Origin of the sequence: Photobacterium rosenbergii (assembly GCF_033022775.1) — a bacterium.
Lineage (GTDB): Bacteria > Pseudomonadota > Gammaproteobacteria > Enterobacterales > Vibrionaceae > Photobacterium > Photobacterium rosenbergii_A.
This window is the reverse complement of the sequence record NZ_JAWJZI010000003.1, coordinates 621,569-637,892: the sequence shown is the minus strand read 5'-3', so window position 1 is coordinate 637,892 and position 16,324 is coordinate 621,569. Positions and strand designations below refer to the sequence as shown.

Annotated in this window: 16 protein-coding genes; 11 read left to right on the top strand and 5 right to left on the bottom strand. The window is 49.6% G+C overall.

Going from position 1 to position 16,324, the window contains the following annotated elements:
• The first annotated feature begins 15 nt into the window (after positions 1–15).
• Entirely contained in the window at positions 16–1,524 is a 1,509-nt protein-coding gene (locus R2X38_RS10745) for a lytic polysaccharide monooxygenase (RefSeq protein ID WP_317522211.1), read from the top strand.
• Between the two features lie 368 nt (positions 1,525–1,892).
• Positions 1,893–3,041 carry an L-threonine dehydrogenase gene (yiaY, locus tag R2X38_RS10740; RefSeq protein WP_317522210.1) on the top strand — a complete coding sequence of 383 codons (1,149 nt, stop codon included), beginning with the start codon at positions 1,893–1,895 and terminating at the stop codon, positions 3,039–3,041.
• Positions 3,042–3,137: 96 nt separating this feature from the next.
• On the opposite strand, the gene R2X38_RS10735 is transcribed toward yiaY, so the two are convergent.
• Both R2X38_RS10735 and R2X38_RS10730 read right to left on the bottom strand, forming a co-directional pair.
• A complete protein-coding gene (locus R2X38_RS10735) occupies positions 3,138–4,286 on the bottom strand; it encodes a GGDEF domain-containing protein (RefSeq protein ID WP_317522209.1) in 1,149 nt (382 codons plus the stop codon).
• 12 nt (positions 4,287–4,298) lie between these two features.
• Positions 4,299–4,709: an oxidoreductase gene (locus tag R2X38_RS10730; protein WP_317522208.1), complete on the bottom strand. Its 411-nt coding sequence runs from the start codon at positions 4,707–4,709 to the stop codon at positions 4,299–4,301.
• A 553-nt stretch (positions 4,710–5,262) separates the two neighbouring features.
• Between R2X38_RS10730 and R2X38_RS10725 the strand changes: the two genes are divergently transcribed.
• From R2X38_RS10725 to R2X38_RS10705, 5 genes are all read left to right on the top strand, one after another.
• The gene (locus tag R2X38_RS10725) at positions 5,263–5,919 is read left to right on the top strand and encodes an ABC transporter permease (protein WP_317522207.1); all 657 of its coding nucleotides are present in this window, start codon (positions 5,263–5,265) and stop codon (positions 5,917–5,919) included.
• Between the two features lie 27 nt (positions 5,920–5,946).
• The gene (locus R2X38_RS10720; RefSeq protein ID WP_317522206.1) at positions 5,947–7,068 is read left to right on the top strand and encodes an ABC transporter ATP-binding protein; all 1,122 of its coding nucleotides are present in this window, start codon (positions 5,947–5,949) and stop codon (positions 7,066–7,068) included.
• Positions 7,069–7,071: 3 nt separating this feature from the next.
• A complete protein-coding gene (locus R2X38_RS10715; protein ID WP_317522205.1) occupies positions 7,072–7,803 on the top strand; it encodes an ABC transporter permease in 732 nt (243 codons plus the stop codon).
• Between the two features lie 20 nt (positions 7,804–7,823).
• A complete protein-coding gene (locus R2X38_RS10710) occupies positions 7,824–8,726 on the top strand; it encodes a glycine betaine ABC transporter substrate-binding protein (RefSeq protein WP_317522204.1) in 903 nt (300 codons plus the stop codon).
• A 72-nt stretch (positions 8,727–8,798) separates the two neighbouring features.
• Positions 8,799–9,644, top strand: coding sequence for a nitrilase-related carbon-nitrogen hydrolase (locus R2X38_RS10705; protein ID WP_317522203.1), 846 nt, complete (start codon positions 8,799–8,801; stop codon positions 9,642–9,644).
• Positions 9,645–9,807: 163 nt separating this feature from the next.
• Here R2X38_RS10705 and cls read toward each other — a convergent pair whose 3' ends face one another.
• Positions 9,808–11,265 carry a cardiolipin synthase gene (gene cls, locus R2X38_RS10700; protein ID WP_317522202.1) on the bottom strand — a complete coding sequence of 486 codons (1,458 nt, stop codon included), beginning with the start codon at positions 11,263–11,265 and terminating at the stop codon, positions 9,808–9,810.
• 378 nt (positions 11,266–11,643) lie between these two features.
• On the opposite strand from cls, the gene R2X38_RS10695 reads away from it, so the two are divergent.
• The 4 genes from R2X38_RS10695 (at position 11,644) to R2X38_RS10680 (ending at position 15,423) form a co-directional block, all read left to right on the top strand.
• The gene (locus R2X38_RS10695) at positions 11,644–13,077 is read left to right on the top strand and encodes a sodium-dependent transporter (RefSeq protein WP_317522201.1); all 1,434 of its coding nucleotides are present in this window, start codon (positions 11,644–11,646) and stop codon (positions 13,075–13,077) included.
• Between the two features lie 175 nt (positions 13,078–13,252).
• Complete coding sequence (locus R2X38_RS10690; protein ID WP_317522200.1) at positions 13,253–13,939, top strand: TIGR01621 family pseudouridine synthase; 687 nt, start codon at positions 13,253–13,255, stop codon at positions 13,937–13,939.
• A gap of 225 nt (positions 13,940–14,164) precedes the next feature.
• Positions 14,165–14,374: a hypothetical protein gene (locus tag R2X38_RS10685; RefSeq protein WP_317522199.1), complete on the top strand. Its 210-nt coding sequence runs from the start codon at positions 14,165–14,167 to the stop codon at positions 14,372–14,374.
• 110 nt (positions 14,375–14,484) lie between these two features.
• On the top strand, positions 14,485–15,423 hold the full coding sequence (locus tag R2X38_RS10680) for a class I SAM-dependent methyltransferase (RefSeq protein WP_317522198.1): 939 nt from the start codon (positions 14,485–14,487) through the stop codon (positions 15,421–15,423).
• A gap of 165 nt (positions 15,424–15,588) precedes the next feature.
• Here the strand turns inward: R2X38_RS10680 and gspS2 are convergent, their stop codons facing one another.
• Positions 15,589–15,978, bottom strand: a complete 390-nt coding sequence (gene gspS2 / locus R2X38_RS10675; protein WP_317522197.1) for a type II secretion system pilot lipoprotein GspS-beta — start codon at positions 15,976–15,978, stop codon at positions 15,589–15,591.
• Positions 15,979–16,000: 22 nt separating this feature from the next.
• The gene (locus R2X38_RS10670) at positions 16,001–16,300 is read right to left on the bottom strand and encodes a YciI family protein (RefSeq protein ID WP_317522196.1); all 300 of its coding nucleotides are present in this window, start codon (positions 16,298–16,300) and stop codon (positions 16,001–16,003) included.
• Between the last annotated feature and the right edge of the window lie 24 nt (positions 16,301–16,324).

The following is a 16,324-nucleotide window of genomic DNA, read 5'->3' as shown; positions in this document are numbered from 1 at the left end:
TAATGGAAGCTAAACATGAAAACAGTAATTAACTTTTCTTTGGGTGCTATGTCTGTCATGGCGGCCCTTTCGCCATTACACGCTAGTGCCCATGGTTGGGCCGACTTCCCTGCTGCTCGCCAGGTGATCTGTGAATCTGATGGTGGTCACTGGGGGCCATCTGATGGCTCCCAGATCCCGAATGAAGCGTGCCGTGCCGCATTCATGGAGTCGGGAACCTATCCATTGGTGCAGAAGAATGAGTTTGCCGCATTGGTAAAGGATTACCACAATATGGATGCGGTTAAGGCAGCAGTGCCGGACGGTACTATCTGTTCCGGTGGTGATCCGCGTAAGAGCGGTATGAGTGTCGCTTCTGAGCATTGGCAGCGTACCGACATGAAAGCCGGTGAGACTTTCACTCTGCGCTACCGTGCAACGGCACCGCATAACCCGAGTTTCTGGCAGTTCTACCTGACCAAGCCGGGCTACAATGCTGCGCATAGTCGTATTGGCTGGGATGATCTGGAGCTAATTGATACTGCAGGCAATGTAGAAGTGACCCAGGAAGGCAACGGTCAGTACTACTTGATTGATGTGACTCTGCCAAGCGGCCGTTCGGGAGCGGCAACACTGGTATCACGTTGGCAGCGTGATGACCCTGCTGGCGAAGGTTTCTATAACTGTAGTGATATCCGTTTTGACGGTGAAGTGCTACCGCCAGAGTGGACAACTAAGGGCCAGTACGTCAAGCCAGGTGTTGAAGCGCAAGATGGCGATAGCGTTTGGTTCCGTATTTTCAACAAACAAGGCTCTGAAATTGTATTCGAGAAGCTGCCAATTACAGGGGCTAACGAGAACATCAATACTTGGTCTTATGATCTTGCCCAACTGATCAACGAGAATTACCCAACTGTTACCCAGGTGGGTGTGGAAGAAGCATCGGGTGATATCGTTTATCAGCCATCGGATCTGTATACCAATCAAGTATTTGTCACTAACCCTGATTACAACTACGCACTGGATGTGCGTGATGGGGATGTCATTGAACCCGCTCCGGTAACTGTTCAAGGCCTGGAAAGTGAATATACCCAGGGCAGCGATGGTAAAACCCACATCGACGCAACAGTGAGCTCTGAGGGTCGATACCTGATCAACATGAAGCTGCTGGACAGCACAGGACACCAGTTGGCCCTGGCAAGTGATATTGTCGATAACGGTAACATTGACCTATCGGTACTCACGACCGAAACAGGCTCATTCAGTGTTGTGGTAACCGCAGCCGAGCAGGGCAGCAGTGACCATCAGGTTGTTGAAAACAAGTCGATTATCATCAAGGATAGTTCAGGCGGTGGTGATTACGACTATGCCTACCCTGATGGCATCGGTAGTTATGTACCGGGCGAGACGGTAGTACTTAGCCGTGACGGTAACACCTACCAGTGCCGTCCATTCCCTGAAGGTGGTTGGTGTAACATTGATTCAGCGCACCACTATGAGCCTGGGTTTGGCTCAGCGTGGCAGGATGCCTGGATAAAGCAATAAACGACGAAAGTAATAAATCGTCATATTGAAAAGAAGTAAAAACGCTGGCATAAGCCAGCGTTTTTTTATGGGTTACAGATCACAAAATATCTCCAACCGTAGTGATAAAACGAAAATAAGTGTTTCCCTGTGTGAACAATATTAATATTTAACTTGTTGATTTGGTGATCTGACTCAAACTACATGGTATGAATTTTTCTTGAGGATTTATAACTTGTTCCAGATCAATTTGTTGCACGCTTTTTTGGTGGTAGCTTTTTACTCGTAGAGACGAGACTGATTACGGATAGCCCGTTTAGGTGAAGTGAAAAACGTTCACTAATAGCAGTTTATGGTAATTAGTTTTTGATAATTATGGAGATTTTATCATGAGTAGCGCATTTTTCATCCCAACGGTAAACTTGATGGGTGCTGGTTGTTTGACGGAAGCTGCAGATGCAGTGAAGGCCCACGGCTTTAAAAAAGCCCTGATTGTGACTGATAAAGTGCTAAGCCAAATCGGTATGGTCAAGCAGGTTGCGGACCTTTTGGCACAGCGTGATATTGATTCTGTTGTTTTCGATGGTACACAACCAAACCCAACCATTGGTAATGTAGAAGCAGGCCTTGCGCTACTTAAAGACGGTGAGTGTGACTTCGTGATTTCACTGGGAGGGGGGTCACCGCACGACTGTGCCAAGGGTATTGCCCTTGTTGCCTCTAACGGCGGAAAAATTGCTGACTATGAAGGTGTTGATCTGTCAGCAAAACCTCAGTTGCCTTTGGTGGCGATTAACACCACTGCCGGTACGGCGAGTGAGATGACCCGTTTCTGTATCATTACCGATGAAGCGCGCCACATCAAAATGGCCATCGTTGACAAGAACACCACGCCGCTGATGTCGGTAAACGATCCTGAGCTGATGCTGGCCAAGCCTGCTTCTCTGACTGCCGCGACAGGTATGGATGCCCTGACACACGCAATTGAAGCCTATGTTTCTATTGCTGCTACACCAATTACCGATGCGGTGGCTATCAAGGCCATCGAGCTTATTCAAGCACACTTGCGTACGGCAGTGAAAGACGGGCAGAACATCGAAGCTCGCGAGCAAATGGCTTATGCGCAGTTCATGGCCGGTATGGCATTCAACAATGCGTCACTGGGCTATGTTCATGCGATGGCGCACCAGCTAGGTGGTTTCTACGATCTGCCGCACGGTGTATGTAATGCGGTATTGCTGCCGCACGTTCAGCGCTACAACGCACAGGTTTGCCCGCAGCGCCTGAAAGATGTCGCAAAAGCGATGGGCGTCAATGTTGAAGGCATGACGGCAGAGCAGGGCGCAGAAGCAGCCTTGGAAGCAATTCAGGCACTGTCTCAGGATGTAGGTATTCCAGCAGGTCTTCAGGAGCTAGGCGCGAAGGAAGAAGATATTGCGGTATTGGCTGACAACGCACTGAAAGATGCGTGTGGTTTCACTAACCCGAAACAAGCCAGCCACGAAGAAATCTCGGCTATCTTTGCTGCGGCAATGTAAGTAAGCCAATACCACTGCACGATTGATATTTTTTGCGCCCACCATTTGGTGGGCGCTTTTTTGTTTCCGATCGCTAACTCTGTACTTCAAAAAAATTTATAGGCTGTTGGTGAAGCGCTCCGCAGTCGATGCTCTGTCATTGGGTAAAGCCACATTCGGCGCAGTTGGGCCTTGGAAATGTACAACGCCGTTTTTACCCTGTAGCTTGACTTCATACATCGCAAAATCGGCTTGTTGTAACACTTCACTGACGTTGGAGGCGTTGAGTGGATACTCGCTGCTACCGATACTGGCCGAGATAGGGTAGTTTTTACCATTCAGAATGACTGGTTGCTGAAAACTGTTGAGTAGTTTCTGGCTGATGTTAATTTCGTGCTGTACTGCTAGGGACTCGATCACGGCAAACTCATCTCCACCCATACGGGCAACATGATAGTGCTCGCCACTTAGTGCGGCCAAACGGGCTGCTACCGTTTTAAGTAGCTCATCGCCGGCATGATGCCCTAGTGTATCGTTGATTGCTTTGAAACCATCTAAATCAACGAGATAGAAGCGAAATGGCTGTTTGTTCTTGACCTGCTCCTTGAGATGCTGATTGAGCCACAAGCGACTGTGGATCCCAGTTAAAGTATCACTCATCGCTAATTTTCGCATAGCGGATGACTCGCGCCATAGCGCCCACAGCAAAATGCTGCCCAACAGGGTGATGGCACACAGCAGGAAGTAAATTAGGATCTCCATGGCCTGGGTGGCTTTTACTTTTTTTAGCAGGTCACCGCTCGATAGACGAAATTTGTAGCTCAGGAAGATTGTCAGATCTTCATAGTTATCTTTTACCTGCCTGACCAGCAGCGAATTGGGATCACCGGGCTTGAGCGCAAGCAGCTGGGGCTCTATCGATTGGATGTAGGAGAACTGCTTGCTGATTTGGTGGTAAGCCCCGTCAAAGTGGTAAATATGGCTGATATGGGTATTGGTCAGGATAGTTTTGAATCGGCTCCACAGGATTTCGTACTGCAGCATCATGTCGTTATGATCACTGGTTCCCACAGCATAGCGATGTAACTGGAGATGGAACTCAGCATACTCCTTTTGTAGTTGGAGGACGTACCATGCGGCCTCGTTTTGGCTATTGGCAATGATATCTGAATTGCGTTTAAGGGCAGTGACAGCAACCAAAACACTGATAATCAGCAATGGCGTAATATAAATGAGCAGGGAGGTTATGCGACGGCTGTTTCCCATATCGAAGCTCACTTACAGGGCTTCGATAACAGTGAGCTGCCAGACCATGTTGGCAAGGTGCTTGGTTTCAGCAGCTTCAGGGTGTTCATTGAGGGAAATGATGACCCAATACGGGCCGTAATCTCGTACTTTCAAATACCGGCCGTCTTGCTTTATGGCGACCAAAGGGTTGTATTGCTTGATGTAATCATGACTGACCTCGACGGAATAATCATTGAGGGCAAGTAGCTTCAGCTTGGACACAGAGAGGTCAAAATGCTCGAGAAGTGTTAGTAGGCGTACCCCTTCGAAGGTGGCACTCTGTTCCAGCCAGGGAAGGTTGGTTGAGAATGACGTTTGGGGGAGCTTCTCAAGCTGGTTGCGCTCGAGTACGAGAGAAAGTTCCTCCCCCGATAGTTTCTTGCCCGACAAAACCAGTGGCACACTCTGGCTCCATGCCGAAAATGCAGTGAAAAGGCCAAAACAATATAAAAGGCACAGTATTGTTAACTTCGGGCTAGCAAGCTGCATTGGAACTTCCCCCAATTTTCATCCTTAACTTAATACCACGACTCCAAAGCGCTTCTTGCGGTAGAGTACACTTAAGTGGCTTGGATATAATTGTAGCTGCTTCTGTTACAAGTGAGGCAAAGAAATCAAAACAAAATAGAATGAGTTCGTTGTAATTTTTTATTTCAGGCTACATTAATAATCATGTGGTTATCGTGTTTATGGTTGTTTTTTGAACGTAATTAAGTAGTGAGATCAAAATAAATCCTGAAAAAACTTGAGCTAATCAGGCTTACTCACTAGAATCCCCCCTTCCTTTTTCGCTTGTAAGACTTGTGGCCTGACAAGCGATGCTGATGGTGTAAACCATGTCTATCAGGGCGGAGCCCCTGTTTTGACAACCTTGTGGTTGTATCAATGTTTCCGGCGCCTAGCGGAAACACTCATAAAACAATCTGTGTTCAACTCGTAAATCCAGGAGTGCAAATTGGAAATTTTCAATTTCGTTCTGGACAACTGGGATGTGATTGTCTCTCGTACTGTAGAGCATCTGTCTTTGGTGAGCCTGGCCGTTGGCCTAGCCATGATGACAGGGGTACCTATTGGTATCGCAATTACCCAGAATCAGCGTGTCGCCAATGTGGTGCTATACGTTGCGTCCATTATCATTACGATCCCTTCTATTGCCTTGTTCGGGATCATGATCCCTGTGCTGTCGATTATCGGCCAGGGTATTGGTTATCTGCCTGCAGTGATTGCGGTTTTGCTGTATTCGCAGTTGCCAATTATTCGTAATACCTACACCGCAATTAACAACGTTGACCCGGCCCTGCGCGAAGCGGCAAGGGGTATCGGCCTGACCAATATGCAGCGCCTGCGCCTGGTGGAAATCCCACTGGCAATCCCGGTGATCATGGCTGGTGTGCGTACCGCCGTGGTGATGAACATCGGCGTTATGGCGATCGCCACCTATATCGGTGCCGGTGGCTTGGGGACGTTTATTGCTCGAGGGATCAGCCAGTCTGATCCGCGCCAGCTGATTGTTGGTGCTGTAGCTGTGAGCCTGTTGGCCATTTTTGCCGACACGGTATTGGCGAAGATCCAAAAGAGATTCACACCGAAAGGTGTCGTCGTTCACGGCTAAGTTTTACGAATATAAGAGGGCGTTTTCATGATTCAACTTGAGAACCTGACAAAAGTTTTTGAAACACCACAGGGTGTGGTGACAGCAGCCGATCATATCAACATGGAAGTACCGACCGGCGAAATTTGTGTCCTGCTGGGCCCATCTGGCTGTGGTAAAACCACCACGCTAAAAATGATCAACCGCCTGGTAACACCAACCTCTGGTCGTGTGCTGATCAACGGTGAAGATACTACGGGTATCGATACCGTCACCTTGCGCCGTAACATCGGTTACGTCATTCAGCAGATTGGTCTGTTCCCGAACATGACCATCGAAGAGAATATCAGCCTGATCCCGAAACTGATGGGCTGGGATGCCAAGCGTTGTACCCAGCGTGCCAAAGACCTGCTGGATATGGTGGCACTGGATCCGAACACTTTCATGAAGCGCTTCCCGAATGAGCTTTCAGGTGGCCAGCAGCAGCGTGTCGGCGTGATCCGCGCGTTGGCGGCCGATGCACCGGTACTTTTGATGGATGAACCTTTTGGTGCAATCGACCCAATCAACCGTGAAGTGATTCAGGAAGAGTTCCTGAAGATGAACAAAGAGCTTAAGAAAACTATCATGTTCGTCTCACACGACATTGATGAAGCAGTGAAGATGGCAGACAAGGTCGCTATCTTCCGTGATGGCCAACTTGAACAATACTCAAGCCCAGATCAGCTTCTGGCTCACCCTGCGACTGACTTTGTGGCAGATTTCGTCGGTACAGACCGTACCTTGAAGCGCCTGCAGCTATCAACTGCTGGCGAAGTGATGGAACGCCAGGTACCGACCGTATCACCGAATGATACGCTGGAGATTGCCCTGCAGCGCATGAACGATTACGGCCACGGCATGATTGTAATGGTGAACAACCAGAATCAGCCAATCGGTATGATCACCAAATCGGTCGCCATGAGCCAGCGCGGCCTGTGTAGCGATCATTACGATGGCCTGCCTATCCTGATGAACCAGGAGCAGGACTTGCGTGCCGTAGTTTCCAAGATGTTTGCCCATGACATCAGTTGGTTGGCGGTAGTCGACCAGCAGGGTCAATTGTGTGGTGAAATTTCACAGCGTGGTATTACACACCACCTGGGAGCCAGTTTCCGTAAAAAGGGGTAAGGGATGAAGTCGATTAACTTAAGCCCTTATTTCAATGCGCTATTGCTGGTAACCGTATTCCTCATCGGGATCTGGGCTCAGTCGTCGGGTTTTGTCGAGCAGTTCATCTATTACTGGGATGAAATCATCTACCTGTCAGGCCATCACATTAAGCTGACCCTGATCTCGGGCTCGATTGCGATTTTAATTGGTGTGCCGGTGGGGATCATCTTGAGCCGTCCTGCTTGCCGTAAGGCTGCTGACTTGGTGATGCAGATCTTCAACATCGGTACCACGGTCCCGACGCTGGCAGTATTGGCGTTGTCGATGAGCTTCTTGGGTATCGGTGACAAACCGGCAATCTTTGCCTTGGCCTTTGCCTCGGTACTGCCAATTCTGCGCAATACCTATACCGGCCTGCTTTCGGTGCCTGCACATCTGAAAGAGGCGGCAACCGGTATTGGCCTGACTCCAACGCAGCAGTTGGTGAAGGTTGAGTTGCCAAACGCGATGTACGTCATCATGGCGGGTATCCGCACTGCTTTTGCTATCAACATTGGTACCGTGCCACTGGCGTTCCAGATTGGTGGTACCGGTCTGGGTGAGCTGATCTTCGCCGGTATCGATCTTTATGATACGCCGATGATGCTGGCAGGGGCGATCCCGACAGCGGTACTGGCGCTTATCATGGATATGATACTGGGTGTGGTGACCTTCCTGATCGTGAGCAAGGGTGTAAACCCTAACCGTAAGTAATGGCTCGGAGTAATACAAAGATGAAACGCGTAATTTCTTTATTGACTGCCGTAGCCACTGTGTTCTCGGTAATGGCTTTATCGGTGTCGGCACAGGCCGCGGGCAAGCTGGTGGTTGGCGGTAAAGGCTATACCGAGCAGCTGATCATGTCTTCGATGACGGCCCAGTACCTTGCCGGTCTTGGCTATGATGTCGACCAGCGTGACGGCATGGGTTCAACGGTGCTGCGTACCGCTCAGCTAAACGGTCAGATCGACCTTTACTGGGAGTACACAGGTACCGGCTTGGTCACTTTTAATAAGGTGGTTGAAAAGCTGAACCCTGAGCAGACTTACCAGCGCGTCAAAGCACTGGACGAAAAAGTCGGCCTGATTTGGCTCAACCCGTCCCAGGCGAACAACACCTATGCGCTGGCAATGCGCAAAGATTTCGCGAAGGAAAAGGGCATCGAGTCGATCACCGACATGATGGACTGGCTGCAGTCTGAAGATGGCAAAGATGCTCAGATGGCAAGTAACGTTGAGTTCTCGGCCCGACCGGATGGCTTGAAGTCACTGCTAGAAGCCTATGAGTTTGAGATGCCACGCCGTAACCTGCGCAAGATGAACTCAGGTTTGGTATACCAGGCTTTGGCTCAGGAAGTGGTTGACGTCACCATGGTGTTTGCCACCGATGGCCGTGTGAAGGCGTTTGACTTCTATGTCTTGAAAGATGATCGTCAGCACTTCCCGAACTACGCCCTGACGCCGGTTGTGCGTACCGACGCACTGGATGCGAACCCTGAGCTAGCCAATCAGCTGAACAAGCTGTCTGCATTGATGAACGACGAAACCATGTCTACCTTGAACGCTCTGGTAGATGTTGATGGTTTGTCCATCGAGCGTGTGTCTCGCCAATTCTTGGAGCAAAACGGCTTGCTGTGATTACACGGTACAGTGTTATCGCGCCGAAATTAATTCAAAGGCCAGCGTCAGCTGGCCTTTTAAGGTTTTATCATGACAAAACAAGTATTACATGTCGGTATTGCCCAGATAGCCCCTGTGCTGGGTGATGTTGAGGCTAACCTGCAAAAGCACCTCCACTATATCGAGCAAGCTCGTGAGCAGGGCATTGAGGTGCTGCTGTTTCCGGAGCTTTCGCTAACAGGCTACAGCCTGCGTGAAAAGACGCTGGATGTTGCTATGCCGGTAAACCACCCTCTATTGGGTGAACTGGCTGCGGCAGCAGGCGACATGGTCGTGAGTGCTGGCTTCATCGAAGAAGATCACGCGGGTGAGTTCTACAATGCCCAGGCGATGGTGAAAAATGGTCAGCTTGTCCATGCCCACCGCAAGCTGAACCTGCCGAACTACGGCGGTTTGGAAGAAGCGAAGTGGTACAGCAAAGGTCAAGAGCTTGAGCCGTGCGAACCTATTGCTGGCTGGCCAATGCATACCTTGATCTGTGCCGACTTATGGAACCCGGCCTTGCCGCACTTGGCGATGCTGGACAAGCCAGCCTTGATGTTGGCCCCGGTTAACTCGGCGGCAGATATCGTCTCTGATGAGTTCTCTAACCCTCAGGGTTGGAAAACCAATACTGACTTTATCTCGATGACCTACGGTGTGCCTGTGCTGATGGCAAACAGCTGCGCCCTTGAAGGCAACAGTCGTTTCTGGGGTGGCTCGCGTATTTTGGATGCCTTCGGTAATTGTTTGGCAGAAGCCGGCGGTGAGGAAGCCTTGATTAGCGCAGAAGTTTCTTTGAAAGATACCCGTGAGGCACGATTCCAGCTACCGACTATCCGAGATGCAGACAGCCGTTTGGTAATGGAGTTGCTGGCAAAGCGGGTGGGTAAGTAATTTAGGAAAACATTAACATCTAAAGCTTTTCCCTACATTCAATGTAGTAGGCTGAAAATTTCAAAAACGCATATATACATCCATGTAGCTCAGACTCTGGATCGCCAGCCCGGGCCATCCATGGCGAGTAAGTTTTGAAATTTCAACCTGCTACATTTCTACATCAAAGTAGCGGGCTGAACATATAAAAGAACTGTTCAATCAGCTTGTTGCTAATATGCCGCTCTTCCCACTTGGCTCTGTCGACCAAGCTGGAATCACTCATATACTCTTTCTGTAGCCAATTTAGCTGCTGGGTGAACTCGGCGTTATCCACCGCCAGTGTCACTTCGAAATTCAGCCCCAGGCTGCGCATATCCACGTTAACCGTACCAATCAAGCAGTGGGTCTTGTCGATCACTACTGATTTGGTGTGCAGCAAACCGCCATGGAAGCGGTGGATACGTACCCCGGCAGCCAGAAGCTCTGAGAAGAAAGAGCGGCTCGCCCATTCCACCATAATAGAGTCATTCTTGTCCGGGATGATGATATCTACCGTTACCCCGCGATGGGCTGCCCCTTTCATTGCGTGCAGCAAGTTTTCACTTGGTACAAAGTACGGGGTGGTGATCACCACATTTTCTTTGGCTTGATAGATACTCAGCAGCAAGGCTTGATGGATGATTTCGTCTGGCATTCCCGGACCTGACGGGATCACTTGAACCATATCAGTTGCTTCGATCGAGCTCGGCAACGCGCACTCCGGCAGTTGCGGTAAATAGCGATCGCCGGTTTCCACTTCCCAGTCCCAGGCCTGAATACCGTTGAGTACGGCAACAGAAGGGCCGGTCACCCTCACCATAACGTCGATCCACTGGCCGACGCCCGCATCGGTTTTGAAGTAGGCGGGATCAACCAAGTTCATTGAACCTGTGTAGCCAATTTTCTCATCGATAACCACGATTTTACGGTGCTGGCGTAAGTCCATTCTACGCAGGAACATCCTGAACGGGGTTACCGACAATGCCTCGACAATCTCAATACCAGAATGGCGCATGAGTTTCGGCCAATGAGAGCGGAAGAACCGCATACTGCCTGCAGCATCTAACAGTACTTTTACTTTTACCCCACGCTTGGCGGCCATGATTAATGCCGTTGCCACCTCATCGGCTAAACCTCCCGGATGCCAGATATAGAATTCCATATTCACCGAGGCTTCGGCTTGGTGAATGTCTTCGATCAGAGAGCGCAGGATGGTTTGCGGGGAGTCTTGCAGCGAGAGGGTATTGCCGCTTAAAGCAGGGATACCAAGGCGGTTTTCACACAGGTCACTGATAGGGCGAGCATGCTCGCTCATGAGCTCAGGCTGGTGGCCGGGACAGTCATTTAGGCGCTGGAACCAGTCGGCAAAGGGTTCGAACATCTCCTTGGCGCGTTGGGCGCGCTTTTTGCCCAGGTTGAGCTCGCCGAACAACAGGTAGGCAATCACCCCGCCGATGGGGATGATAAAGATGATCATGAGCCAGGCAAGCGAAACACCAACCACCCTGCGTTTGAAAACGATGCGCATAGTGACGGCAGCAATCATCAGCCAATAGAAGAAGACGCTAGCCCAGACAAGAACTTGATAAAACTGTTCCATTCGAAATTGTTATGAGTTGGTTGTATTACTCTATTTTGCATTGAAACTAGAGGAATACCAGCGAAATTTACTGGGATTTATGTGCTATGTTTGATAAGAGGAAATCACTGAATTGTAGGAGGAATGTGAAATTTGCACGCAGGGTTAGTGCAAAATATAAGCAAAACACAAAGAATTGATGTAAAAAAACAGTAAATGATCAAAATTTAAAAACGCGGGCTTCACATTCTAATCGCAACCTGTTTTACTTGCCATATATAGAGCGTCATTGACAACCTTATAAGTGTACAAATAAGTTTGCACACAAGTTTACACAACATATTTTCGACGCCTATTACTAGCAAACTCTAGCAAACACAACAGAACCTTGGAGAGAACGTGGCTACTAGTAATACAACCACACAACCCCGCGATAGCTGGGGTTCAAAATTAGGCTTCGTAATGGCCGCGGCAGGATCCGCAGTAGGTCTTGGTAACATCTGGAAGTTCCCATACACAGCTGGTGAGAGTGGTGGTGGTGCTTTCGTAGCAATTTACCTATTGTTCGTTATCTTTATCGGTTTCAGCGTCATGCTGACTGAATTTGCCGTGGGCCGTAAAACGGGCCTTTCCGCTGTAGGTGCTTTCAAATCAACTGATCGCCGTTGGTCGTTCGTCGGTGTTATCGGTGTGGTCAGTGGCCTACTTATCATGGGCTTCTACCCGGTCGTTGGTGGCTGGGCAATTGCATACATCTATAAAATTGCAACAGGTCTACTGAGTACGCCAGAAGCGATTGGTGATAGTTTCGGTGGCTTCATCTCTAACCCAATCCAGCCACTATTCTGGATGGGCCTGTACCTATTGTTCAATATTCTGGTGGTTATCAAGGGTATTTCTGGCGGTATTGAGAAAGCCGGTAAGATCCTGATGCCTCTACTGTTCGCCATCCTTATTCTGGTAGCAGTTAAAGGTCTGAGCCTTCCAGGTGCAACAGCAGGTCTTGAGTTCCTGTTCAAACCTGACTTCTCTAAAGTAGACAGCACAGTGGTACTGGCTGCGCTTGGTCAGGCATTCTTCTCACTAAGCTTGGGTATGGGCTGTATGATCACATACGGTAGTTACCTGAAGAAGAAAGAGAACCTAGTACAAACCACAGCAATGGTAACGGCGATGGATACCGCTGTTGCAATCCTTGCTGGTGTGGCAATGTTCCCGGCAATGTTCGCATTCAGCATGGAGCCAGCAGCGGGTCCTGGTCTGATCTTCGTTGTTGTACCTCAGCTGTTTGCTGAAATGGGTGGCATCGTTGGTCTATTGCTTGCGCTACTGTTCTTCATCGGCCTGAGTGTGGCAGCACTGACTTCTTCTGTATCGCTACTTGAAGTGGTTGTGTCATACCTGATTGACGAAAAAGGCATGAAGCGCTCAACCGCAGTGTTCTCGGCAAGTGCTCTGATGGCGTTCCTATGCGTGTTCGCATCGCTATCGCTTGGCGGCTTGGGTCCAACACTGTTCGAAACCGGTGCATTTGATATCTTCGACCTGCTAACTGATAAGATCTTCCTTGCGGTTGGCGGTATGCTGGTATGTATCTTTGCAGGCTGGCGTTTGAACCGCAGTGAACTTGAAAAAGAAATCACCAACGACGGTGAAATCAAATTCCCGCTGTTCGGCCTATGGTACAACCTAGTTAAATACGTGATCCCATTTGCTATCGCAATCGTTGCTATCGCTGGTGTGAAAGCGGGCTTTGACAGCGGTAAAGGTGAAATCATGGTGATGGGTCTTGCCATCATTGGCCTTGGTGCCCTGGTTTCCAAGAAGCTGTAATTAACAAGCATTGTTAACATAGTTGATATATCAAAGCGGGAGCCAGTGGCTCCCGCTTTTTGATTCGTGTTGATTACGACTCGGTGCCAGTGAATGCCCATATGGAAATACTCCCTACAAGCGGTATACTTCGCTCTCTTTACTTGCCATAGCCTTTAGCCAAGAGCCAATCAATATGTTCGATATTCTCCATACCCATCCGGATTTCCTCGTTATCAACAAACATCCTGGTGTGTCTGTTCATAAAGATGATGGCGATGTGATGCTGCTGCAGGAAGTGGCGAAGCAGAGTGGCGATGAGCAGCTTTACCTTATCCACCGCTTGGACAAGATGACTTCCGGGCTGCTACTGCTAGGCCGAAACCGTGAGGCGGCGTCGGCGTTATCAAAGGCTTTTGCCGAGCGTGAGGTAGAGAAATTCTATTTGGCAATAGGCACCAAGAAACCAAAGAAGAAGCAAGGCGTGGTAATTGGCGATATGACCCGTTCGCGCCGTAGCAGCTGGAAACTAGAGACGACCCGCGAGAACCCTGCGGTTACCCAGTTTTTCTCAACAGCGGCCGGGCAGGGACGACGCTTGTTTTTGTGCAAGCCACATACTGGTAAGACCCATCAGATCAGGGTGGCACTGCGAAGCGTTGGCTCGGGGATTACCGGTGACGATATCTATGGTAATGAAAAGGCGGACCGTGGTTATCTTCACGCCTATGCGTTGCGTTTTCCCTATGCGGAGCAGCAGTGGCAGTTTATGTGTGCCCCTGAACAAGGGGAGCTTTGGACTATTGATGAGACACATCAAGTTATTGCCAAAGAATGGTCTAGGCCTTGGGAGTTGGCATGGCCTGTACTCGCGAGAAAGTAATTTGATGGGCGAAAAGTAGCTTGGTAGGCTGTTGGTTGCAGAATGACCACTTATTCTCGAAGTTATGTAGAAAAATAGGGCTTAATGATAATAAGTTGTGTAAGTCAGTTGTTTTTCATTGTTAATTCGCGACCAACTGCTGCTAATTTAACCTTTTGCAAATTACATTGCAGTAAAGTTTCACTTATAATATCGGTCTAGGATTTACCTAGATCGAGACACAGTATGCGCCTTACCCGCTCCGTATCGCTTCGTATGCGATTGAAGAAAAAGAAGAACCAATCACGTTTTTGGGGGCTGGCGTCATTTCGTCGACAACGTAAACTTGTCAAAAACCGCACCCGCCGCCATCGCCAAGTCCGCCTTCAGGCTGAATATGTCCACCTTGCCAGCTGCCGTCAACCAGAACAAGAAAGCCTCAAGCTCGTGGCTTAATATTATCTTTGTACCTGTAGTGTTTGCTCCTGTAGTGTTTGCTCCTGTAGTGTCTGCTCTAAACGGGTTTGCTATACTAGCGCCCCTGAATTTCCCAACGCAGTAGAACTATGGAACCGAGTGCATTAATAAACCTTGAGCAACACCTGATGGCCGAATTGGCGACACCGCCAAAGGAAGTGCGCCGGTTATTCCATGGCCGCGGACGCTGTTGGCCTGGGCTTGAGCAGTTGACTGTGGATTGGCTAAGTGGCCAGGTGTTGGTTTCATTGTTTAAAGAACCTTCCGAAGAGTTTTTGGCCCAGCTGCACCATTTGCTTGATAACTTGGTCGATACGCCAGTTTGGCAACAATCCGGTGCGACGTCGCTGCTGCTGCAGCACCGTGATCGCCAAGGATCACCGATGGAAGTACTGTGGGGCGAAAGCCGTGAGTATCAGGATGTGGTCGAAAATGGCCTTACGTTTAAGCTGGATCTTGGCCGCAAGCAAAATAACGGCCTGTTCCTGGATATGCGCTACGGCCGTGATTGGGTCATGAGCCATGCCGAGGGCAAACGTGTGTTGAATCTATTTGCTTACACCTGTGGCTTCTCTGTTGCAGCAATTGCCGGTGGGGCGGAGCATGTGGTCAACCTTGATATGGCCAAAGCGGCGTTAAGCCGTGGCCGGGATAACCACCATCTGAACAAGCACGATTTGTCGAAAGTCAGCTTCCTAGGCCATGAGTTGTTCAAGTCGTGGGGCAAGGTTCGCAAGCTTGGCCCTTATGATCTGATCATCATTGATCCGCCATCGTTCCAGAAAGGCAGCTTTGCCTTGACCAAGGACTACCAGAAAATCCTCCGCCGCCTGCCGGAGCTGCTGACCGAGAATGGCCAAGTACTCGCCTGCGTGAATGACCCTGGTGTGTCATCATCTTTCTTGATTGAGGGAATGGCTGCCGAAGCGCCGGAGCTTGCTTATCAGCACCGTTTGGAAAATCCGCCGGAGTTTAAAGATATCGACCCGGAAGGCGGGCTGAAAGTACTGCTGTTTGAGCGCGGCTAATTCCCGACCTCCAAAAGAAAAACGCCAGCAATGCTGGCGTTTTTTCGAGGGCTTTAAATCATCTGGATGAAGTTTGAGTTGATTTGGAGATTTGCGGGCGGAAGAATAGCCCATAGCCCATAGCCCATAGCCCATAGCCCATAGCCCATAGCCCATAGCCTATTATCAATTTGCTAACTGACTACAAACCTCAGCAGTGATCGGCTGGGTCACCATCGGGCGGCCACGCATATCCATGATCACGATATTGTAGTTCACCCCCTCGCTTACCATTGGGCTTAGCTCGGCACTGTTGCAGTAGTTGAGCGCAGCACTTTTAGCCGCTTTCGTCGGTGGGGTGTTACCACCACCACCATACAAAATAGTGATTTCGACGATGTTTTCCCGTGCTTGGGCTTTCATTATCTGGTATTGGTCGATTTTCTCGTAAGGTGCCTTGTTGTTAATCGCCATCGCGCGGGCTTTTGCCAAATCCAGGATGGCCTGTTGCTCAGCGTTTGATGCACAGCCAACCAGCAGGGCAGCGCCTAATAAAACGAGGGTGCGTTTTAGCATAACGTTGTTATCTCAAAATCGGTTACGGGAGTACTTTCTTGAACGGCTTAACGATAACTTTTTCGTAGACGCCGGCTTCAATGTAAGGGTCGGCATCGGCCCAGGCTTGGGCATCGTCAAGAGAGTTAAATTCAGCGATCACGGTCGAACCGGTAAAGCCCGCTTGACCCGGGTTGTCACTATCAATTGCAGGCATTGGGCCAGCGACAAGCAAACGGCCTTGCTCTTGGAGATCTTTTAGTCGAGCCAAGTGCTTTTCACGCACACTCAGGCGGCGTTCAAGGCTGTTTTCGACATCTTGGGAAAAAATAACGTACCACATGTAGCTCTCTCCTTGTAACTGCTG